Source organism: Rhodovulum euryhalinum (assembly GCF_004342445.1).
Classification (GTDB): domain Bacteria; phylum Pseudomonadota; class Alphaproteobacteria; order Rhodobacterales; family Rhodobacteraceae; genus Rhodovulum; species Rhodovulum euryhalinum.
In genome coordinates this window covers 191,322-211,853 of sequence record NZ_SLWW01000005.1, presented here as the reverse complement: position 1 = coordinate 211,853, position 20,532 = coordinate 191,322, and the positions used below count along the sequence as shown (strand labels likewise).

Annotated in this window: 22 protein-coding genes and 1 riboswitch; of the genes, 11 read left to right on the top strand and 11 right to left on the bottom strand. The window is 67.1% G+C overall.

From position 1 onward, the window contains the following. Positions 1 to 96: 96 nt before the first annotated feature. From trmB to EV655_RS08065, 8 genes are all read right to left on the bottom strand, one after another. Positions 97 to 819, bottom strand: a complete 723-nt coding sequence (gene trmB / locus EV655_RS08100) for a tRNA (guanine(46)-N(7))-methyltransferase TrmB (RefSeq protein ID WP_132543643.1) — start codon at positions 817 to 819, stop codon at positions 97 to 99. A 123-nt stretch (positions 820 to 942) separates the two neighbouring features. Next, positions 943 to 2,109, bottom strand: coding sequence for a methionine adenosyltransferase (gene metK / locus EV655_RS08095; protein WP_132543641.1), 1,167 nt, complete (start codon positions 2,107 to 2,109; stop codon positions 943 to 945). A 6-nt stretch (positions 2,110 to 2,115) separates the two neighbouring features. After that, positions 2,116 to 2,165: riboswitch (SAM-SAH riboswitch) on the bottom strand. A gap of 39 nt (positions 2,166 to 2,204) precedes the next feature. Further along, the gene (lnt, locus tag EV655_RS08090; protein WP_132543639.1) at positions 2,205 to 3,719 is read right to left on the bottom strand and encodes an apolipoprotein N-acyltransferase; all 1,515 of its coding nucleotides are present in this window, start codon (positions 3,717 to 3,719) and stop codon (positions 2,205 to 2,207) included. Positions 3,720 to 3,723: 4 nt separating this feature from the next. Continuing rightward, positions 3,724 to 4,605, bottom strand: coding sequence for a hemolysin family protein (locus tag EV655_RS08085; protein WP_132543637.1), 882 nt, complete (start codon positions 4,603 to 4,605; stop codon positions 3,724 to 3,726). 37 nt (positions 4,606 to 4,642) lie between these two features. Continuing rightward, positions 4,643 to 5,143 carry an rRNA maturation RNase YbeY gene (gene ybeY / locus EV655_RS08080; protein ID WP_132543635.1) on the bottom strand — a complete coding sequence of 167 codons (501 nt, stop codon included), beginning with the start codon at positions 5,141 to 5,143 and terminating at the stop codon, positions 4,643 to 4,645. Between the two features lie 211 nt (positions 5,144 to 5,354). Then, positions 5,355 to 5,792, bottom strand: a complete 438-nt coding sequence (locus EV655_RS08075) for a GFA family protein (protein ID WP_132543633.1) — start codon at positions 5,790 to 5,792, stop codon at positions 5,355 to 5,357. A 140-nt stretch (positions 5,793 to 5,932) separates the two neighbouring features. After that, positions 5,933 to 6,949 carry a PhoH family protein gene (locus EV655_RS08070; protein ID WP_243645026.1) on the bottom strand — a complete coding sequence of 339 codons (1,017 nt, stop codon included), beginning with the start codon at positions 6,947 to 6,949 and terminating at the stop codon, positions 5,933 to 5,935. Positions 6,950 to 7,115: 166 nt separating this feature from the next. Continuing rightward, positions 7,116 to 7,586 (bottom strand): NUDIX hydrolase, encoded by a 471-nt coding sequence (locus tag EV655_RS08065; RefSeq protein ID WP_243645025.1) that lies wholly within the window; start codon positions 7,584 to 7,586, stop codon positions 7,116 to 7,118. Between the two features lie 360 nt (positions 7,587 to 7,946). Here EV655_RS08065 and phnD point away from each other — a divergent pair, with 360 nt between their 5' ends. From phnD to phnE (EV655_RS08045), 4 genes are read left to right on the top strand one after another with little or no spacing between them, the layout of a single operon-like run. Then, complete coding sequence (phnD, locus tag EV655_RS08060; RefSeq protein WP_132543627.1) at positions 7,947 to 8,927, top strand: phosphate/phosphite/phosphonate ABC transporter substrate-binding protein; 981 nt, start codon at positions 7,947 to 7,949, stop codon at positions 8,925 to 8,927. Positions 8,928 to 8,986: 59 nt separating this feature from the next. Next, on the top strand, positions 8,987 to 9,784 hold the full coding sequence (phnC, locus tag EV655_RS08055; RefSeq protein ID WP_132543625.1) for a phosphonate ABC transporter ATP-binding protein: 798 nt from the start codon (positions 8,987 to 8,989) through the stop codon (positions 9,782 to 9,784). Next, positions 9,781 to 10,593, top strand: a complete 813-nt coding sequence (gene phnE, locus EV655_RS08050) for a phosphonate ABC transporter, permease protein PhnE (protein WP_132543623.1) — start codon at positions 9,781 to 9,783, stop codon at positions 10,591 to 10,593. Before phnC ends, phnE (EV655_RS08050) begins: the two co-directional genes overlap by 4 nt. Further along, complete coding sequence (phnE, locus tag EV655_RS08045) at positions 10,593 to 11,408, top strand: phosphonate ABC transporter, permease protein PhnE (protein ID WP_132543621.1); 816 nt, start codon at positions 10,593 to 10,595, stop codon at positions 11,406 to 11,408. Before phnE (EV655_RS08050) ends, phnE (EV655_RS08045) begins: the two co-directional genes overlap by 1 nt. Before the next feature lie 10 nt (positions 11,409 to 11,418). Here the strand turns inward: phnE (EV655_RS08045) and miaB are convergent, their stop codons facing one another. Then, positions 11,419 to 12,744 (bottom strand): tRNA (N6-isopentenyl adenosine(37)-C2)-methylthiotransferase MiaB, encoded by a 1,326-nt coding sequence (gene miaB / locus EV655_RS08040; protein ID WP_132543619.1) that lies wholly within the window; start codon positions 12,742 to 12,744, stop codon positions 11,419 to 11,421. Positions 12,745 to 12,881: 137 nt separating this feature from the next. Between miaB and EV655_RS08035 the strand changes: the two genes are divergently transcribed. Both EV655_RS08035 and EV655_RS08030 read left to right on the top strand, forming a co-directional pair. After that, positions 12,882 to 13,760 carry a glycosyltransferase family protein gene (locus tag EV655_RS08035; RefSeq protein ID WP_132543617.1) on the top strand — a complete coding sequence of 293 codons (879 nt, stop codon included), beginning with the start codon at positions 12,882 to 12,884 and terminating at the stop codon, positions 13,758 to 13,760. A gap of 10 nt (positions 13,761 to 13,770) precedes the next feature. Then, positions 13,771 to 14,367 carry a DUF2238 domain-containing protein gene (locus EV655_RS08030; protein WP_132543615.1) on the top strand — a complete coding sequence of 199 codons (597 nt, stop codon included), beginning with the start codon at positions 13,771 to 13,773 and terminating at the stop codon, positions 14,365 to 14,367. Between the two features lie 3 nt (positions 14,368 to 14,370). Here EV655_RS08030 and irrA read toward each other — a convergent pair whose 3' ends face one another. After that, positions 14,371 to 14,811 (bottom strand): iron response transcriptional regulator IrrA, encoded by a 441-nt coding sequence (irrA, locus tag EV655_RS08025; protein WP_132543613.1) that lies wholly within the window; start codon positions 14,809 to 14,811, stop codon positions 14,371 to 14,373. A 155-nt stretch (positions 14,812 to 14,966) separates the two neighbouring features. Between irrA and fabA the strand changes: the two genes are divergently transcribed. Genes fabA through EV655_RS08010 form a run of 3 tightly spaced genes read left to right on the top strand, consistent with a single transcriptional unit; the run spans position 14,967 to position 17,523 of the window. After that, positions 14,967 to 15,476, top strand: a complete 510-nt coding sequence (fabA, locus tag EV655_RS08020; RefSeq protein ID WP_132543611.1) for a bifunctional 3-hydroxydecanoyl-ACP dehydratase/trans-2-decenoyl-ACP isomerase — start codon at positions 14,967 to 14,969, stop codon at positions 15,474 to 15,476. A 22-nt stretch (positions 15,477 to 15,498) separates the two neighbouring features. Next, on the top strand, positions 15,499 to 16,728 hold the full coding sequence (fabB, locus tag EV655_RS08015) for a beta-ketoacyl-ACP synthase I (RefSeq protein WP_132543609.1): 1,230 nt from the start codon (positions 15,499 to 15,501) through the stop codon (positions 16,726 to 16,728). 6 nt (positions 16,729 to 16,734) lie between these two features. Further along, the gene (locus tag EV655_RS08010) at positions 16,735 to 17,523 is read left to right on the top strand and encodes an enoyl-ACP reductase FabI (protein ID WP_132543607.1); all 789 of its coding nucleotides are present in this window, start codon (positions 16,735 to 16,737) and stop codon (positions 17,521 to 17,523) included. Positions 17,524 to 17,639: 116 nt separating this feature from the next. On the opposite strand, the gene gltX is transcribed toward EV655_RS08010, so the two are convergent. Beyond that, on the bottom strand, positions 17,640 to 18,959 hold the full coding sequence (gltX, locus tag EV655_RS08005; RefSeq protein WP_132543605.1) for a glutamate--tRNA ligase: 1,320 nt from the start codon (positions 18,957 to 18,959) through the stop codon (positions 17,640 to 17,642). Between the two features lie 86 nt (positions 18,960 to 19,045). Here gltX and EV655_RS08000 point away from each other — a divergent pair, with 86 nt between their 5' ends. Both EV655_RS08000 and EV655_RS07995 read left to right on the top strand, forming a co-directional pair. Beyond that, positions 19,046 to 19,447 carry a metallopeptidase family protein gene (locus EV655_RS08000; RefSeq protein WP_132543747.1) on the top strand — a complete coding sequence of 134 codons (402 nt, stop codon included), beginning with the start codon at positions 19,046 to 19,048 and terminating at the stop codon, positions 19,445 to 19,447. A 108-nt stretch (positions 19,448 to 19,555) separates the two neighbouring features. Further along, positions 19,556 to 20,470, top strand: coding sequence for an MBL fold metallo-hydrolase (locus tag EV655_RS07995; RefSeq protein WP_132543745.1), 915 nt, complete (start codon positions 19,556 to 19,558; stop codon positions 20,468 to 20,470). The last annotated feature ends 62 nt before the right edge of the window (positions 20,471 to 20,532 follow it).

The following is a 20,532-nucleotide window of genomic DNA, read 5'->3' as shown; positions in this document are numbered from 1 at the left end:
CTCCGCCCGGGGCCGGCGCGCGACCGGTGGGCTTCTTCTTGGCCCAAATACTCCTGCACCGCCCGCCATCCGGTCCCATACGCGGGCAAGCGCGCCTCAGCGCCGCCGGAAGGTCAGGTAGTGCGGCACGCGCCCCTCGCGCAGAGCCTTCCTTTCATAGCGGGTGGACAGCCAATCCTCCCATGGCTGCCGCCAGTCCGCCGGTGCCTTGGCCAGCGGCTCGAACCCCGCCCGCGGCACCTCGGCCAGCGTCTGGCGCACGTAATCCGGAATGTCGGTCGCCACCCGCAGGTCTGCGCCCGGCCGCATCACCCGGGCAAGCGGCTCCAGGAAACCCGGCGTCACGAAGCGGCGGCGGTGATGGCGCGTCTTGGGCCATGGGTCGGGATAGAGCAGGAAGGCGCGCGCGATGCTCGCCTCTGGCAGCACGTCGAACAGGTCGCGCACGTCACCCGGGTGAACCGCCACGTTGTCCACCCCCGCCTCGCGCAGCTTGCCCAACAGCATGGCGACCCCGTTGATGAAGGGCTCGCAGCCGATGATGCCCACTTCGGGGTAACGTGCGGCCTGGTGGACCATGTGCTCGCCGCCGCCAAAGCCGATCTCCAGCCAGACCTCGCGCCCGCCGAACCGCGCGGCCAGGTCGAGCGGCCGCCTTTCGGGGTTTGCCTCCCAGTCAACCGGCCCGGGAGAGAGCGCGGCGAGATCGGCGTCGAGATACGCCTTGTGCCGGTCGCGCAGGGTCTTGCCATGCCGGCGGCCGTAGAAGTTGCGCCATTCCCGGCGCGGGCTGTCGGGGCTGGGACGGCGCTCGCTCATGCGCCGCGCCCTAATCCGCCAGGCCCCGCGCGTCAAGGGCGCCGCCCCCGCCGAAACGCGAAGGGGGCGCGCGCCGCAAGGCGCGCGCCCCCCGGGCGACGGGCGTCAGCCCGGCGCAATCCCTCAGACGGCGGCCTTCAGTTCCGCCGCCAGATCGGTGCGTTCCCAGCTGAACCCGCCATCGGCCTCGGGGGCGCGCCCGAAATGGCCATAGGCAGCGGTGCGGGCATAGATCGGCCGGTTCAGCACCAGGTGTTCGCGGATGCCGCGCGGCGTCAGGTCCATGACCTTGGCCACCGCACGCTCGATCACCTCGTCGGGCACCTCGCCGGTCCCATAGCTGTCCACGTAGATCGACAGGGGCTTCGCCACGCCGATCGCGTAGGACAGCTGCAGGCAGCATTTCTTCGCAAGCCCGGCCGCCACCACGTTCTTGGCGAGATAGCGCGCGGCATAGGCCGCCGAGCGGTCCACCTTGGTCGGGTCCTTGCCCGAGAACGCGCCGCCGCCATGGGGGGCCGCGCCGCCATAGGTGTCGACGATGATCTTGCGCCCGGTCAGGCCCGCGTCGCCGTCGGGCCCCCCGATCACGAAGGTGCCGGTCGGGTTCACGTGCCATTCGGTCGCATCGTGCAGCCACCCTTCGGGCAGCACCTCGCGGATATAGGGTTCCACGATTTGGCGGATGTCATCCGAAGTCTGGCTTTCGAACTCGTGCTGGGTGGACAGGACGATCGAGTCGACCGCCACCGGCTTGCCGCCTTCATAGCGCACGGTCAGCTGCGATTTGGCGTCCGGGCGCAGGGTCGGTTCCTTGCCGGATTTCCGCACCTCGGTCAGCCGTCGCAGGATCGCGTGGGAATACTGGATCGGCGCCGGCATCAGCTCGGGCGTCTCGTCGGTGGCGAACCCGAACATGATCCCCTGGTCGCCCGCGCCGTCGCGGTCGACGCCCTGGGCGATATGGGCCGATTGCTCATGCAGGAAGTTCAGCACGTGGCAGGTGTTCCAGTGGAACTTCTCCTGCTCGTAGCCGATGTCCCTGATGCAGTCGCGGGCGATCTCGCCGATGCTGCCCATGAAATGTTTCAGCCGGGCCCGGTCGGACAAGCCGACCTCGCCGCCGATCACCACCATTCCCGAGGTGGCAAAGGTCTCGCAGGCGACGCGAGCATGGGCCTCCTCGGCGAGGAAGGCGTCGAGGATCGCGTCGGAAATCCGGTCGCAGACCTTGTCGGGATGGCCCTCCGACACGGATTCGGAGGTGAAGAGGTAGTTCTGGCGGGTCATGGAAAGTGCTCCGTTGGGACAATCCCCGCCACGCCAGGAAGCCGTTGTGGCGGTTCGAAGCATCGCTTACGCCGCGCCCCCGGCGGAATCAATGGCTATTTCCGCCGCCGGACTGCGACCAAGGCGGCAAGCATCGCGGCCAGCGCCAGGGCGGCGGGCATGTCCCCCATCCCGGCATAGGGCGTGGGCGGCAGCGCGGGCGGCAGCGGCGCCGTCACATGCCCCGCGGTGTTCAGCGCCAGGCTGTGGGTGATCCGCCCGCGCGCGTCGATCACCGCCGAGACGCCGGTATTGGCGGCGCGGACCAGCGGCAGCCCCTGTTCCACCGCCCGCAGCCGGGCCAGCGCGAGATGCTGATAGGGCCCTGTCCGGTCCCCGAACCAGGCGTCATTGGTGATCTGCACCAGCCAGCGCGGCCGCTCAGGCCCGCGCAGATCCTGCGGGAAGACCGCCTCGTAGCAGATCAGCGGCAGCGCGGTGCCAAGCCGCGTCCCGAGATCCAGCACCGTCGGCCCCGGCCCGGCCGCATAGCCATAGCTGTCCCGCGCGGCGAGCCCCTTGATGCCCAACCGTCCCAGGACCGGGCCCAGCGGGATGTACTCGCCGAAGGGCACGAGGTGGTGCTTGTCATAGACCCGGGACACCGCCCCGCCCGGGTCCAGCACGGCGAGGCTGTTGTAGAACCGCGCGTCCTCGCGGCGCTGGATGCCCAGCATCACAGGTACGTCCCCCGCCGCGTCCGCGATCCGCTCCAACGCGCCGCCCGCGTCGTTCAGGAGCCACGGCACCGCGGTCTCGGGCCAGATGATCAGGTCGGGCGGCTGCTCGGCGGGGGCTGCGGTAAAGGCAAGCTGGCGTTCCCAGAAGACCGGGATCATGTCGCGCCGCCATTTCAGGTGCTGGGCTGCATTGGGCTGGATCAGGCGGATATGCGGCGGATCGGCATCGGGCGGCATCGGCATCTCAAGCCGCAGCGCGCCCCAGAGCCCCGCGCCCGTGACCATCAGCGCGGCCATCACGGCGCCCGCCGCCCGCCCGGGGCCCAGCGGCAGGATCAGTGGCAGCGCGGCGGCGAACGTGGTCAGCAGCGTCAGCCCGACCGGCCCGGCAAGTGCGCCCAACTGCATCTGCGGCGCGCCGATCCAGATATGCCCCGGCAGCGCCCAGGCAAAGCCCGTCAGCACGTAGCCGCGCGCCAGTTCGACAGCGGCCAGCGCCACGGCGAAGGCCAGCGCCCGGCGCCGCACCCCCTGCCCGGCCCAGCCAGCAAAGCCCCCCGCCAGCCCCCAGAACAGCGCCAGCCCCCCCGCCATCGCAACTATAGCAAAGGGCGCCATCCAGCCGTGGGTGCGGATGTCGACAAGAAAGGGCTCGACGATCCAGGACAGCGCCAGCGCGAAATGCCCCGCGCCCCCCGCCCAGGCGATCAGCGCCGCCCGCCGCGGGCCCGGCGCGTGCGTGACAAGCCATGTCAGGCCGAAGAACGCGGCAACCGCCAGCGGCCACAGCCCGAAAGGCGCCTGGCCCAGCGCAGCCGAAAGGCCCAGCGCAAACGCCCGAACCGGCGCGGTCCAGAGCGCGTGCACGGCCCGGGCCAGACGCGCGGTCATCGGGTCAGGCCGCCCCCATTGCCGGCAGCCGCACCCGCAACCGCTTGATCCGGCGCGGATCGGCGTCGATCACCTCGAACTCGGCGCCGCTGTCGTGGCGGATCACCTCGCCGCGCGTGGGTACCCGGCCGGTCATCATGAAGACCAGCCCGCCCAGCGTGTCGATCTCTTCCTCGTCATCCGCCTCGACCAGCCGCATCCCGACCTCGGCCTCGAAGGCGTCGAGCGGTGCGCGGGCCTGGGCAAGGTAGACGCCGGGTTTCTCGACCGTCCAGAGCGCACCCTCGTCGATGTCGTGCTCGTCCTCGATCTCGCCCACGACCTGTTCGATCAGGTCCTCGATGGTCACAAGGCCGTCGACGCCGCCATATTCGTCGATCACCAGCGCCATGTGCATCCGCTGGCTCTGCATCTTCTGCATCAGCACCCCGATCGGCATCGAGGGCGGCGCGTACAGCAGCGGACGGATCATCTCCTTGAGCACGAAGGGCGTACCCTTGCCGTTGAAGCCGTGGCGCAGGGCGAAATCCTTGAGGTGGATCATGCCCACGGGCGTGTCCAGCGTTCCGTCATAGACAGGCAGCCGGGTCATCCCGGTTTCGCGGAACACCCGCACCAACTCGTCCTTGTCGATGTCAAGCGGCACCGCCTCGATCTCGGCCTTTGGGATCGCCACGTCCTCGACCCGCAGACGGCTGAGATTGCCGATTCCAAGCGGCACACCGACCCGCGCCGCGGCGCCGTTCGGTTCATCCTCATCGGAAGCGTCGGCGGACCCTGGCATGATCGCCGCCACGAGCCGGCCCAGAATACCCCGGCTCTCCAGATTGTCGGTCTCCAGCGCGCCCTGCGCGGCGCTAGACGACCCGTCGGTCTCGTCGCCCATCAATCCTTACCAAAATGCGCGGGCACACCGCCCACATTCAGCCATATGGGTCAGCGATCCCGAGCTTGGCAAGTATTTCCACTTCCAGCCCCTCCATCCGGGCAGCATCTTGCGGACGGATGTGGTCGAAACCCAACAGGTGCAGGCAGCCATGTACCACAAGATGTGTAACATGGTCGTTAAAGGCGATGCCCTGCACCCCGGCTTCGCGGATGCAGGTGTCATAGCTGATGGCGATGTCGCCAAGTTCGGCGGGCATACCGCCGACGGGTGGCGCTGGGCAAAGCGGCGGCGCGCCATCGGTTTCCGCGGCAAGGTCTTCGGCGGGCCAGGACAGCACGTTGGTCGGCCGGGGCTTGCCGCGGAATTCGGCGTTCAGCCCGGCGATGCGGTCGTCATCGCAGGCCAGAAGGCTGATCTCCCACGCATCCGGGTCAAGCCCGAGATGCTCGAGCGCCGCGGCACAGGCGGCCTCGGCCACCGGGGCAAGGCCGGCCGCCTCCCAGCGCGGGTCCTCGAACAGAATCTCGACGGTCATGGGCCCCGGTCTAGCGGGGATCGGCGGCGCGCGTAAGGGGGCGTACACGCGCCGTGGGGTCCGCAGGACCGGAGAGTCCCGCGGACCCGGGTTCCGCGCCCGGTGCGTGGGCTGGCGGCCCAAGGTCGGCAAAGGGCCGCGCGGAACCATCCGGGAGCGAAGGGCAACCGGATCATGCCGGTGCCGGTCGCAGGATCTGCGCCTCTTCGGCTCAGGAGGCGGCGGGCCAGACGAATTCCGGCCGCAACCCTTCGTAGACCGGGCGCCCGTCGCTGGGTTTCGCCACGCCGGTCTTGGGATCGTAGAAGGCGTGATAGCTCGCCTCGAGCCCGCGCGACTGATAGCCCATCAGGTTCGGCACGATCACCCGGATCCGGTGCTGCTTGTCGTCCAGCATGATCGGCGCGCCGCAGGTCTTGCAGGTGCACAGCTCCAGCGGACCGTCCGGGTTCTCGCTGTTGAACGGCTGGCGGTTCATGTTGCCCTCGTTCGCCGCCTTCAGATCGCCGTGGCTGAAGAAAACGACATGGGTCGTCGGCTGCCCCGTTACCCGCTTGCAGACCGAGCAGTGGCAAGTGTGGTTGTCGATCGGATCGTGGTCGGACCATGTGCGGACATGCTCGCACCCGCCCACATATTTGTGAGACATCTTGTTTCTCCCTCCCTCGGGCGGCGGTCATGCCACCCGTTGCCCCGGACAGGTCAGCCCCGGGGATGGAAAAGGATAAGACCCGAATCGGGCGACGGTCGATCTAGACTTCCGTCTGCGGTCGGTGAAGGACGCGGGCCCTAGCCCTTGGCATCGTCGGCGTCATAGGCCTCGATGATCCGGGCGACCAGCGGGTGGCGGACCACGTCCTTCGAGGTGAAGTAGCTGAACGAGATCTTCTCGATCCCCGTCAGCAGGCGCTCCGCATCCGCCAGCCCGCTGGCCACGCCGCGCGGCAGGTCGACCTGGCTCCGGTCGCCGGTCACCGCCATGCGCGAGCCCTCGCCCAGCCGGGTCAGGAACATTTTCATCTGCATCGTCGTGGCGTTCTGCGCCTCGTCGAGCACCACGAAGGCGTTGGCCAGCGTGCGCCCCCGCATGAAGGCGAGCGGCGCGATCTCGATGCGCTTCTCCTCGATCAGCTTGGCGGCCTGCTTGCCCGGAAGGAAATCGTTCAGTGCGTCATAGAGCGGCTGCATGTAGGGATCGACCTTCTCCTTCATGTCGCCGGGCAGGAATCCCAGCCGCTCGCCCGCCTCGACCGCGGGGCGGCTGAGGATGATCCGGTCGACATGCCCGCCGATGAACATGTTCACCGCGACGGCGACGGCCAGGTAGGTCTTGCCGGTGCCCGCAGGCCCGATGCCAAAGCAAAGCTCGTTCTCGTAAAGCGCGCGGACATAGGCCTTCTGCGCCTCGGTGCGGGGTTCGATCAGCTTGCGGCGGGTGTGGATCTCGACCCGGCCTCGCTGGAACATCTCCAGTTGGTCGCCCGGCTGCGTCCCCGTTCCATCGGCCGAGTCGCCCAGCCGGATCGTCCCGTCGATGTCGCCGGCATCGACCCCCTTGCCTGCCTCGAGCCGCGCGTAAAGCTGTTGCAGCACCGAAGCCGCCCGCCCGCGCGCGCTCCCCTCGCCCACCACGGCCAAAAGGTTGCCGCGCCGCAGGATGTGAACCCCGAGCTTGTGCTCGACCTGGGCAAGGTTGCGGTCGAATTCGCCGCACAGATCTATGAGAAGACGGTTGTCGGGGAACTCGAGCAGCGTCTCGTGAACGTCGGTCGATTCCGTCGGGGGGGTCAGGGCGCTGATTCCCAAAAACGACTCCGTTGGCTGAATGCCGCGCAGATATGGTGCCAACCGCCCGGCCACATCGCAAGCGATAGCTGCGTCATTTGACGGAATTGCTACAAAATTCAACTGAACCCGGACGGAACGCGCCATCTGCCGAGCGGCGGAGGAACGGCGCAGTCGGTGGCGGGCGTCAGGACGCCCGGCGCAGCGCCTTCAGATCCGGCCGCTTGCGGGGCTTGTCGGCGAGCCGCTGCAACAGCGCGGCCAGGTCGGGTTCATCCACCCGGCGCGCGGCCGCCTTGGCCTTGAACCAGCGCCGCCTGCGCTGGCGCCGTTCCTTCCAGTCTCGCTTGAGCTTGTCCACCAGCATCGGGAAGACCACGACCTCGCAGACCACGGCCGATCCGTCGTCGCGCAGCTTGAGATAGCTGTAGGAGCCGATCGCTTCGGTGCCGACATGGCCGACCGCGCCCGCCTCCTCCAGCGCCTCGATCGCGGCGGTTTCCCACGGCCGGTCGTCATCAATGCGCCAGCCCTTGGGCATGATCCATCGCCCCGTGCCGCGCGAGGTGACCATCAGAACCCGCAGCGCCCCGCGCCGGTCCCAGCGCAGGGGCAGCGCGGCGATCTGCGCGCCGGGTTCTTGTGCCGCCTCCTCCACCATGCGGGTCCTGCTCGTCTATGGGCGCCCGGTTGCCCCGAATCCATCCTGGCCCCGTTCGGCCGGCCAGTTTTCGACATGGCGGGGACCAATTGTTTTTCAACTGAATCAAACTGAATTCGGTAACCTCACGCAATGAAAATTCTTGCAATTTTAGGAAAACCCAAGGTTTCCTTGTCGGATGGGGAAGGACGCACCACCGCCCCGGAGGAGGGATGCGGTGAAAGCCGTGGCGGTCGGCCAGCCCCGGCAGACGATCCGTACGGCGTGCCCCCGAACGGCGGTGCCAGATGCTGTCACGGGACCGTAACAACAAGAGCCTAGGGCAACCGGGCCTCAACAGACCAGGGAGACTGACCAATGACCTCGCTCACTCGACTGCTGGCCTCCGTCGCGGCGGCCGCGGCGCTCACGGCCTTCGCCGGCCCTGCCAGCGCGCAAGAGGATTGCCCCCGCGGCGATCTCGACGAACGGTTCTGCGACCGCGACGGCGACCTGATCGCCGACATTCCCACCGATTCGGCACAACTCATCGACCCCGACACGCTGGTCTTCGCCTATACCCCGGTCGAGGACCCGGCCGTCTACGCGACCGCCTGGGCCGATTTCCTGACCCATCTCGAGAAAGAGACCGGCAAGAAGGTCATGTTCTTCCCGGTCCAGTCGAACGCCGCCCAGATCGAGGCGATGCGGTCCGGCCGGCTGCACATCGCGGGCTTCAACACCGGGTCGAACCCGCTGGCCGTGAACTGTGCGGGCTTCCGCCCGTTCACCATGATGGCGGCCCCCGATGGCAGCTTCGGCTACGAGATGGAGATCATCACCTATCCGGGCTCGGGCATCGAGAAGGTCGAGGACATCAAGGGCAAGCAGCTTGCCTTCACCTCGCCGACCTCGAACTCTGGCTTCAAGGCACCGTCTGCAATCCTCAAGGCCGATTTCGGCCTGGAGGCCGAGCGCGACTTCGAACCGGTCTTCTCGGGAAAGCATGACAACTCGATCCTGGGTGTCGCGAACAAAGACTACCCCGCTGCCTCGATCGCGAACTCGGTCATGGGCCGGATGATGGAACGCGGCGTGGTGACCCCGGAACAGATCGTCTCGATCTACAAGTCGCAGACCTTCCCCACCACCGGCTACGGCCTTGTCTACAACCTGACCCCCGATCTGCAGGAGAAGATCCAGAACGCCTTCTTCAGCTTCCAGTGGGAAGGCACCACGCTGGAAGAAGAGTTCTCGAAATCCGGCGAGGGTCAGTTCCTGCCGATCACCTACCAGGAGTTCTGGGAAGTGATCCGCAAGATCGACGCGGCCACCGGCGTCAGCTACGCCTGCGAATGACAACGGCCGGGGGCGGCGCCCATCTGCGCCGTCCCCCACCAACGACAAGGGAGGCGGGGATGCTGCGGCTGGAGGGGCTGACCAAGACCTACAGGACCGGCGACCAGGCGTTGAAGGCGATCGACCTTTCGGTGCCCCCGGGCCAGGTGATGGCACTGATCGGCCCGTCGGGCGCTGGAAAATCGACGCTGATCCGTTGCATCAACCGGCTGGTCGAGCCCACGGCAGGCAAGGTCTGGCTGGGCGACACCGAACTGACCCATCTGTCCGCCCGGGCGCTGCGCCGGGCGCGGCGCGAGATGGGGATGATCTTTCAGGAATATGCCCTCGTCGAAAGGCTGACGGTGATGGAGAACGTCCTGTCCGGGCGCCTGGGCTATGTCGGCTTCTGGCGCAGCTTCACCCGCCGGTTTCCGCAAACGGACGTGGACGAGGCGTTCCGCCTGCTCGACCGGGTGGGCCTGCTGGCAATGGCCGACAAGCGCGCCGACGAACTGTCGGGCGGGCAGCGCCAGCGCGTCGGCATCTGCCGGGCGCTGATCCAGAACCCCAAGCTCTTGCTCGTCGACGAACCCACCGCCAGCCTCGACCCCAAGACCAGCCGCCAGATCATGCGGCTGATCTGCGAGCTTTGCTCCGAACGGGGGCTGGCAGCGATCATCAACATCCACGACGTAGCGCTGGCGCAGATGTTCGTCTCGCGCGTCGTCGGCCTGCGCCTGGGCGAGATCGCCTTCGACGGCGCGCCCACCGGCCTCACGCCCGAGGTGCTGACCTCGATCTACGGCGAAGAGGACTGGGAGGCCACGATCCAGAAGGTCGAGGACGACGAAGAACCGGCCGAGGCCGCGGAATGAGCAGCGAGTTGAACGCCCTTCTGGGGAAGGGCTGGAAAAAACCACCCTTCATCAAGCGTGCCTGGCTGCGCTGGACGCTGCTGGCGGGTTTTGCCGCCTACCTGGTGGCGGCGGTCTCCACCGTGCCGGTGAACTGGGCCCGCGTCTATGAAGGGCTGGACCGCGGCGCGGCCTTCGTCATGGCCTTTACCAGTCCCGATTTCATCAGTCGCGGCGGCGACATCTGGTCCGGCATGGTGGAAAGCATCGTGATGACGGTGGCGGCCTCGGTCGTTGGCATCGCGATTTCCATTCCCATCGGGCTGGGGGCGGCGCGCAACATCGCCCCCCTGCCGGTCTACCTGATCTGCCGCGGCATCGTCGCGATCAGCCGCGCGCTTCAGGAAATCATCGTGGCGATCCTGCTGGTGGCGATCTTCGGCTTTGGCCCGCTGGCGGGCTTTCTCACGCTCAGCTTCGCCACCATCGGGTTCCTATCAAAGCTCTTGGCCGAGGATATCGAAGCGATGGACCGTGCCCAGGCCGAGGCGATCCGCGCCTCGGGCGCGCGCTGGCTGCAATGGATCAACTACGGCGTCCAGCCACAGGTGATGCCGCGGCTGATCGGGCTTTCCATGTACCGGCTCGACATCAATTTCCGCGAAAGCGCCATTCTGGGCCTTGTCGGCGCGGGCGGGATCGGCGCCACGCTGAACACCGCCTTCGACCGCTACGAATACGACACCGCGGCCGCGATCCTGATCCTGATCATCGTGATCGTCATGGCGCTGGAATACCTGTCGGGTGTGATCCGCGCGAGGGTGCAGTAATGCCCGTTCTTGAACGCGAGGACAGGCAGATCTGGCGCCGCCGCTCGCGCGGGCAGGCGCTGACACATTGGGCGGCATGGCTGACCGGGACGGCGATCTTCGTCTATTGCTGGCAGCAGATTTCCGAGGCGACCACCTGGTTCTTCGTCTGGGACGCGCCGAACATCGCGGGCGATATCTGGACCCGGGCGACGCCGCCGCGCTGGGAATACATCACGCAGCTTGGCCGCCCGATCTGGGACACGCTGAACATCGCGACCCTGGGCACGCTGCTGGCGTTGCTGATGGCGGTGCCCGTGGCCTTCATGGCGGCGCGCAATACCACGCCGTCGCGGCTGTTCATCCGGCCCGTGGCGCTGTTGATCATCGTCGCGACCCGCTCGATCAACGCGCTGATCTGGGCGCTGTTGCTGATCGCGATCATCGGCCCCGGGGTCTTTGCCGGGGTTCTCGCCATCGCGATCCGGTCCATCGGCTTCTGCGCCAAGCTGCTGTACGAGGCGATCGAGGAGATCGACCAGACCCAGGTCGAGGCGATCACCGCAACAGGGGCCAGCCGATGGCAGGTCATGGCCTACGGGATCGTGCCGCAGATCATGCCAGCGTTCGCGGGCATCTCGGTGTTCCGCTGGGACATCAACATCCGGGAATCGACCGTGCTGGGGCTGGTCGGCGCGGGGGGCATCGGGCTGCAATTGCAGTCCTCGTTGAACGTGCTCGCCTGGCCGCAGGTCAGCCTGATCCTGCTGGTCATCCTGGTCTTCGTGGTGGTCGGCGAATGGGTCTCGGCCAAGGTGCGCGGCGCCATCATCTGACGCCGCCGCCCTATCCGGCCGCCAGCCGTCCGGCCAGCGAGTTCGGCGAGGTCGCCGTGATCTCGACCCGCGCGATCCGGCCCAGCCAGTCCGCGCCCGCCTCGACATGGACGGCCTGCAGGTGATCTGACTTGCCGACGATCTGGCCGGGCATCCGGCCCGGTTTCTCGAACAGAACGCCGACGGTGCGGCCCACCATGGCGCGCTGCGCCTCTTCCTGCTGGGCGTTCAGCAGGGCCTGCAACCGGGCGAGCCGGTCGGATTTCACGTCCTCGGGCAACTGGTCGCGCTCGGCCGCCGGGGTGCCGGGCCGCGGCGAATACTTGAAGGAATAGCACTGGCCGTAACGAACCTCGCGCACCAGCGCCATGGTGGCCTCAAAATCGGCGTCGGTCTCGCCCGGAAAGCCCACGATGAAATCGCCCGAGATCAGGATATCGGGCCGGGCGGCGCGGATGCGCCCGATCAGCGCCAGGTAGTCCTCGGCGGTATGCTTGCGGTTCATCGCCTTGAGGATGCGGTCGGAACCCGACTGCACCGGCAGGTGCAGGTAGGGCATCAGTTCCGGGCAATCACCATGGGCGGCGATCAGGTCGTCCTCCATGTCGTTCGGGTGCGAGGTGGTATAGCGCAGCCGCTCCAGCCCCTTGATCCGCGCCAGTTCCCGGATCAGGCGGGCGAGACCCCAGGTGCCGTCCGGGCCCTCCCCGTGATAGGCGTTGACGTTCTGGCCCAGAAGCGTGATTTCAAGCACACCGCGGTCTACCAGGTCGCGCGCCTCGTCGAGGATGCGCGCGGCGGGGCGGCTGGCCTCGGCGCCGCGGGTATAGGGCACCACGCAGAAGGCGCAGAACTTGTCGCAACCCTCCTGCACCGTCAGGAATGCGGTCGGGCCACGCGCCGCCTTGGGCCGCCCGCCCAGCCGGTCGAACTTGTCCTCTTCGGGGAAGTCGGTGTCGAGCGCCTTGGCGCCAGACCGCGCGCGGGCCTCCAGTTCGGGCAGGCGGTGATAGCTTTGCGGCCCCACCACCAGATCGACCAGAGGCTGGCGGCGCAGGATCTCGGCGCCCTCGGCCTGCGCGACGCAGCCCGCCACGCCGATCTTCAGATCGGGATTGGCTGCCTTCAGCGCCTTGAGCCGCCCGAGTTCGGAGTAGACCTTTTCGGCGGCCTTCTCGCGGATATGGCAGGTATTCAGCACGATCATGTCGGCCGCCTCGGGCGTGTCGGTCGTGACATAGCCCGACGCACCCAGCGCCTCGGCCATCCGCTCGCTGTCATAGACGTTCATCTGACAGCCATAGGTCTTGATGAAGAGCTTTCTGGGCGTAGTCATGGCGCGTTCCCGACGATCTGGCCCCAAGGCCTGAGCCGGTGTCCTACACGATACCCGCCCCTACCCGCAACGCTTGCATCGGCGGCGGGTTTGTCGGACCCTCGCGCACAACCAGCAGGGGCAACAGGGGCCAGCCAATGGCGCCGGAGCGGTACAAGGGCCTGGACGATTTCCTGAAACGCGGGCGCACGGCGCTGGCGGAGGGTCCCGTCGCGCTGATCTTCGTCGAGGATCTGACCGAGGTGGACAGCACGATCCGCCACCATGCCGGGCTGGGGTTCAGGGCGATCATCCTGTTCGCCCCGGATGCGTTGGAGCTGTCCCCGGATCTTGCGGCGCGGGTCCATCGCGTCAGCCTTGACATCTGGGCCGACAACGCGGTGCCCACGGCCATCAACCGGGTGATCGCGGCCGCACCGGGGCTGTGGCTCTATTACTGCTACAACGCAGAATACCTGTTCTACCCGTTCTGCGAGACGCGGACCGTGGGCGAGATGCTGGCCTTTCACGCCGAGGAACGGCGGGACGCGATGCTGACCTACGTGATCGACCTTTATGCCGGCGACCTCGACCGCTTTCCCGACGCCGTCTCGCGCGAGACGGCGATGATCGACCGGTCGGGCTATTACGCGCTGGCCCGCCCGGACCCTGCGAACCATGGCCACCCGAAGGAACGGCAGCTCGATTTCCATGGCGGGCTGAGGTGGCGGTTCGAGGAACATGTGCCCATGACGCGGCGCCGGATCGACCGGATCGGCCTGTTCCGCGCGAAACCGGGGCTGCACCTGCTGGACGGGCATCTGTTCGACGACGCGGAATACAACACCTATGCCTGCCCCTGGCACCACAACCTGACGGCGGCGATCTGTTCGTTCCGCACCGCCAAGGCGCTGAAGACCAACGCGGGCTCGACCTTCGAGATTCCCGATTTCAGGTGGCGCGGCTCGGTGCCTTTCGAATGGAATTCGCAGCAATTGCTGGATCTGGGGCTGATGGAGCCCGGACAATGGTTCTGAGGAGGAACGGATGATCATCAAGCGCCGCGAATGGGCCGTCTTCGGGTTCACCATGGCCTATGTCGCGGGCTTCACGGTGTGGTTCTTCTCGCGCGGGAACTACGAGTTCATCTGGTACGTGCTGACCATGCTGGGAATGATCGCGCTGGCCGCCACCGGCCTGCGCAAGGCCGAGTTTCCCGCAGCGCTGCTGTGGGCGCTCAGCCTCTGGGGGCTCGCCCACATGGCGGGCGGCGGCGTGCCGGTGGGTGACAGCGTTCTTTACAACTGGATGATCTGGCACGCCGGGGGCGATGGGGAACTGAAAGTCCTGAAATACGACCAGCTGGTGCATGCCTACGGGTTCGGCGTGACGGCCTGGATGCTGTGGCACCTGATGGTTCGGCACTTTCCCGACACGGAAGGAAGCTGGACGGCACTGACCTATCCGGCCTTCGGCGCGATGGGGCTGGGGGCACTGAACGAGATCATCGAATTCATCGCGGTGCTGACGATCCCCGACACCAATGTCGGGGGCTACTACAACACCGGGCTGGACCTCGTGTTCAACGGAATGGGCGCGATCGTCGCGGTTCTGACGATCGCGCTGGTCCGTGCGGTGCGCTAGGCGTCAGATCCGGCGCAGCCGGATGACCACGTCCACCTTCGAGATCTCGGACCCGGCCGGAGCTTCGGGCAGGCGCGTGATCTCGATCGAGCCATGGGGGGCGTCGCTCAGGCGGCCCTCGTCCTCCCAGAAGAAATGCGGGTGGTCGTCGACGCGCGTGTCGAAATAGCTCTTCGTGCCATCGACCATGACTTCCTGCATCAGGCCTGCATCGCAGAAGGCCCGAAGCGTGTTGTAGACGGTCGCAAGCGAAACCCTTTCACCGGTCGCACAGGACGCGGCATAAAGCGTCTCGGCCGTGACGTGACGATCCTTGCCATCGCCGATCAGCAGGGCGGCAAGGCTCACGCGCTGGCGCGTCGGGCGCAGACCAGCCTTGGACAGCCAGCGGCTGCTGCGGTCGATCGCGTCCGGATGGGTGGGATGTTCGTTAAGTTGTGCCATACGAAATATATGGCGTCCCGCAGTTGAGAATTCAAATGATTCCGGACTACAGCGTCGCTTTGGCGCGGCATCCGGGCACTATTGCCACTCGGCGAGGGCCGGTGCTACAGGGGGCGTGACGCAAAAAACGCCGCAGGCAAGGGGGCAGGTCCCGCATGACCGACTATCCGACGCGCTTCGACCGGGACGATCTGCTGAAATGCGCGCGGGGCGAATTGTTCGGCCCCGGCAACGCGCAACTGCCCGAACCGCCGATGCTGATGATGGACCGGATCACCGAGATCAGCGCCGATGGCGGCCCCCATGGCAAGGGCCATGTGGTGGCGGAATTCGATATCCACCCGGACCTGTGGTTCTTCCAGTGCCATTTCCCCGGCAACCCGATCATGCCGGGCTGCCTTGGGCTGGACGGGCTGTGGCAGTTGACCGGGTTCAACCTGGGCTGGCGCGGCTGGCCGGGGCGTGGCTATGCGCTGGGCGTGGGCGAGGTCAAGCTGACCGGCATGGTCCGGCCCGACCGCAAGATGCTGACCTATTTCGTGGATTTCACCAAGGCCGTGCAGACCCGGCGGCTGACCATGGGTGTGGCCGATGGCCGGGTCGAAGCCGACGGGGAAACGATCTATCATGTCAAAGACATGAAGGTCGCCCTGTCGGAAAGCTGAGTCGCCAGAGAAGGAGAGCGCCATGCGCCGCGTCGTCATCACGGGGCTGGGCATCGTCTCACCCATCGGAAACACCGCCGCCGAGGTCGAGGCCAGCCTGCGCGCCGGCCGGTCCGGCATCCGGTTCGAGCCGGTCTATGCCGAAAACGGGTTCCGCAGCCAGGTCGCGGGCATCCCGCAGATCGACCTGGAGGCGCTGATCGACAAGCGCAACCTGCGCTTCATGGGGGCGGGCGCAGCCTACAACTTCATCGCGATGGACCAGGCGATCGCGGATGCGGGGCTGGAGTCGTCCGATGTCTCGAACGACCGCACGGGCCTGATCATGGGCTCGGGCGGGCCGTCGACCTCGAACTTCTTCACCGCCCACCAGATCGTCAAGGAAAAGGGCAGCCCCAAGCGGATGGGCCCGTTCATGGTGACGCGCTGCATGTCGTCGACCAACTCGGCCTGCCTCGCCACGCCATTCCGGATCAAGGGCGTGAACTACTCGATCACCTCGGCCTGCTCGACCAGCGCACATTGCATCGGCAACGGGGTCGAACTGATCCAGATGGGCAAGCAGGACATCGTCTTTGCCGGCGGCGGCGAAGAGGTGGACTGGACACTGTCCTGCCTGTTCGACGCGATGAACGCGATGAGCTCCAAATACAACGACACGCCCGAAACCGCCTCGCGGCCCTTCGACGCCACCCGCGACGGCTTCGTGATCGCGGGGGGCGGCGGCACCGTGGTGCTGGAGGAGCTGGAACACGCGCGGGCGCGCGGTGCGAAGATTTATGCCGAGGTCACGGGCTATGGCGCGACGTCCGACGGCTATGACATGGTCGCACCCTCGGGCGAGGGCGGCGAACGCTCGATGAAACTGGCGCTGGCCACCCTGCCCCAGGGCCGCAAGATCGACTACATCAACGCCCACGGCACCTCGACCGTGGCCGGTGACGTGACCGAGGTGAAGGCTGTGCGCGCCGTCTTCGGCGAGGAGGCGATGCCGCCCATCGCGTCCACCAAGTCGCTGACCGGCCACAGCCTGGGCGCGACCGGCGTGCACGAGGCGATCTATTCGCTGATCATGATGGACAAGGGCTTCATCGCGGCCTCGGCCAACATCACCGAACTCGACCCCGAAATCCGCGCGGGCGAGATCGTGACCGAATTGCGCGAGGGGGTCGAGCTTGACAGCGTGCTGTCCAACAGCTTCGGCTTTGGCGGGACGAACGCGACCCTTGTCATGTCCAAGTATCACGGATGACGCCCCATGCCTGACCTGATGAAGGGGAAACGCGGCCTCGTGATGGGCGTCGCCAATGACCGCTCGATCGCATGGGGCATCGCCAGGGCGCTGGCCGACGAGGGGGCGGCACTTGCCTTTTCCCATCAGGGCGAGAGTTTCGGCAAGCGGGTAGAGCCGCTGGCGGCCAGCGTCGGCTCGGATTTTCTGGTCGATGTCGACGTGACCGACGACGCCTCGCTGGACCGCTGCTTCGACCGGCTGCGCGGCGAATGGGGCACGCTGGATTTCGTGGTCCACGCCATCGCCTATTCCGACAAGACCGAGCTGACCGGCCGCTTCATCAACACCACGCGCGAGAACTTCAAGAATTCCCTCGCGATTTCATGCTATTCGCTGATCGACGTGGCGCGGCGCGCGCAGCCCTTGATGCCGAACGGCGGCACCATCCTGACGCTGACCTACCAGGGCTCGAACCGGGTGACACCGTTCTACAACGTGATGGGCGTGGCCAAGGCGGCGCTGGAATCGACGGTGCGGTACCTGGCGTCGGATCTTGGGCCGGAGGGGATCCGGGTGAATGCGATCAGCCCGGGGCCGATGAAGACGCTGGCGGGCGCGGCGATCGCGGGGGGGCGCAAGACGTTCCGGCATACCGAGATGAACGCGCCGCTCAGGGCCAATGCGACGCTGGAATGTATAGGCGGAACAGCGGTTTACCTGGCTTCGGATTTCGGGGCCTGCACCACGGGCGAGATCATCACCGTGGATGGCGGCTATCACGTCCTGGGCATGCCGCGCTTCGAGAATATCTGAGGCGGCGCCCTGAAACGGCCGGTGTCCGAAATCGGAATACCGTCGGATTTTCATCGGACTGGCCCGACACGCCCCGGCCCCGCGCCGGGGCGGGGACTTGCATGCGGTCCGCCGCCTCAGCCGGGTTTCTTCTGCAGAAGCGGCAGCAGGTCGGCCATCTCGGGCCCCTTGGCGCGACCGGTCACGGCCTTGCGCAGCGGCATGAAAAGGCCCTTGCCCTTGCGGCCGGTCTTGTCCTTCACCGCTGCGGTCCACGCCGCCCATGTGTCCGCGTCATAGGGCGGTTCGCCCAGCATCGACAACGCCTCGGCTACGAAATCGCGGTCCTCGTCCTCGACCAGCGGCGCGGCACCATCGCGGCAGAGCGTCCACCATTCGGCGATCCCGGTCCGGGTCTCGATATTCTCGCGCACCACCGACCAGAACCGTTCGGCCAGATCATCCGGCACGCCCAGCGCCGCGATCTCGTCCCGGACGGCTGAATAGGGCAGGCCGTGCAGGTGGCGGGCGGTCAGGGGGAACAGGTCGGCCGCGTTGAAGCTGGTGGGGGCTGCGCCGAACTGGCCAAGCTCGAACCCTTCGGCCAGTTCCTCGATGCTGCCCGCCAGGTCCACCGGCTGGGACGAACCGAGCCGCGCCATCAGCGACAACAGCGCCATGGGTTCCACCCCCTGTGCGCGCAGATCACGCAGGGACAGCACGCCAAGGCGTTTCGACAGCGCCTCGCCCTGCGCGCCGGTCAGAAGCGAATGGTGGGCAAAGGACGGCACCTGCCCGCCCAGCGCCTCGATGATCTGGATCTGGGTAGCGGTGTTGGTCACGTGGTCCGAGCCGCGCACGATATGGGTAACGCCCATCTCGACATCGTCCACCACCGAGGCCAGCGTATAAAGCACCTGCCCGTCGCCGCGGATCAGCACAGGGTCGGACACGCTGGCCGCGTCGATCGAGATGTCGCCAAGGATACCGTCGGTCCATTCGATCCGCGCCTGATTCAGCAGGAAGCGCCAGTGGCCCGGACGTTCGGCCCGGAGCCGCGCGCGGTCCGCGTCCGACAGCGCCAGCGCGGCGCGGTCATAGACGGGCGGTTTGCCCATGTTCAGCAGCTTCTTGCGCTTGAGATCAAGCTCGGTGGGCGTCTCGAAACATTCGTAGAACCTGCCCGCCGCGCGCAAGTCGTCGGCGGCGGCATGATAGCGGTCGAGCCGGGCCGATTGCCGTTCCAGCCTGTCCCAGCCCAGCCCCAGCCAGTCGAGATCCTCCATGATCCCGTCGGCGAATTCCTGGGTCGAACGCTCGGCATCGGTGTCGTCGAGCCGCAGGATGAACTGCCCGCCGGTCTTGCGCGCGATGAGGAAGTTGAACAGCGCCGTGCGCAGGTTGCCCACATGCAGGAAACCGGTGGGCGAAGGGGCAAAGCGGGTGACGGTGGTCATGGGCACACTCCTGTTGCGCCGACGCTCTTTCACAGACGGGCGGTTTTGTCCATATGAGGGGCACAGAGACAGCCGCCGAGACGGACATGCACCCCCACACAACGCCCCCCAGTCTGGACGAGATCGCCGCCATGGCCTTCGCGGCACGCGACGCCCTGCCCGAGCCGTTCCGTGGCCCGGCGAGGACTGTGGCGATCCGGGTCGAGGATTTCGCCGCCGACGACGTGCTGGCCGAGATGGAGATCGACGATCCGTTCGAACTGACCGGGCTGTACGACGGCATCCCGCTCACCGAGAAATCGGTGATGGACCAGCCCGACCGGCCCGACACGATCTGGCTGTTCCGCCGGCCGATCCTGGACGAATGGATCGAACGCGAGGACGTGGACCTGCCCGCGCTGGTCGCCCATGTTCTGGTGCACGAATTCGCGCATCATTTCGGCTGGTCCGACGACGACATCGCCACGATCGACCGCTGGTGGGAATAGCGTCCGCCGCATTGCGGGCCGCGCTCGCGGCGTGTTGACATGGAAAGCAGTGCCGATCCCGCTATGCTTGCCCCCGGGAGCAGACAAGGGAGATGCCCGATGACCGAGATGACATTCACCCGCCGCCAGGCGCTGATGGCGGGCGCCGCGCTGCCGCTGGTGGCCGCCGCCCGCCCGGCCCGCGCCACGGCCCCGATGCTGGGCGCGGCGCTGCCGCCGTTCCACCGCTTTGCCCTGGGCGGGATCGAGGTGACCACGCTGCTGGCGGGCACCCGCACCGTCGAGGATCCGCAGACGATCTTCGGGATGAACGCCAGCCCCGAGGACTTTGCCGCGGTGTCGGCGGCGAACATGATCCCGGCGGACAAGACGCAGTTCTTCTTTACCCCGACCGTGGTCAATACCGGGTCCGAACTGATCCTGTTCGACACCGGGCTGACGCCCGAGGGCACCTCGGCCGCGCTGACGGCGGCGGGGTATTCCGCGGACCAGGTCGACAAGGTGGTGATCACCCACATGCATGGCGACCATATCGGCGGGCTGTCCGGCGCCGCCGGCGAGACCTTTGCCAATGCGGCCTATTACACCGGCCAGGTCGAGTTCGACGCCTGGGACATGGCGGGCGACGAGACTTTCGAGGCCAAGGTGCGGCCACTGGCCGAGAAGATGACGTTCCTGGACGATGGCGGCAGCCCCGCCCCGGGCGTCACCGCGATGGCGGCCTTCGGGCACACGCCGGGGCACATGGCCTATGTACTGGAAAGCGAGGGCAAGAGCCTGCTGATCGGGGCGGATTTCGCCAACCACTATGTGTGGTCGCTGGGCTATCCCGACTGGGAGGTGCGGTTCGACCGCGACAAGGGGCAAGCGGCGGCGACGCGGCGGCGGCTGCTGGACATGCTGGCGGCCGACAGGATGCCCTTTGTCGGCTATCATATGCCGTTTCCCGGCTTCGGCTTTGTCGAGACGCGGGGGGACGGGTTCCGCTATGTCCCCGCCAGCTATCAGATGATGCTGGGCTGAGGCACCGGCGGCGGGCGCGGCGTGGGCGGATGACCGCGCTGCGACCCGATACGGGGTTGGCG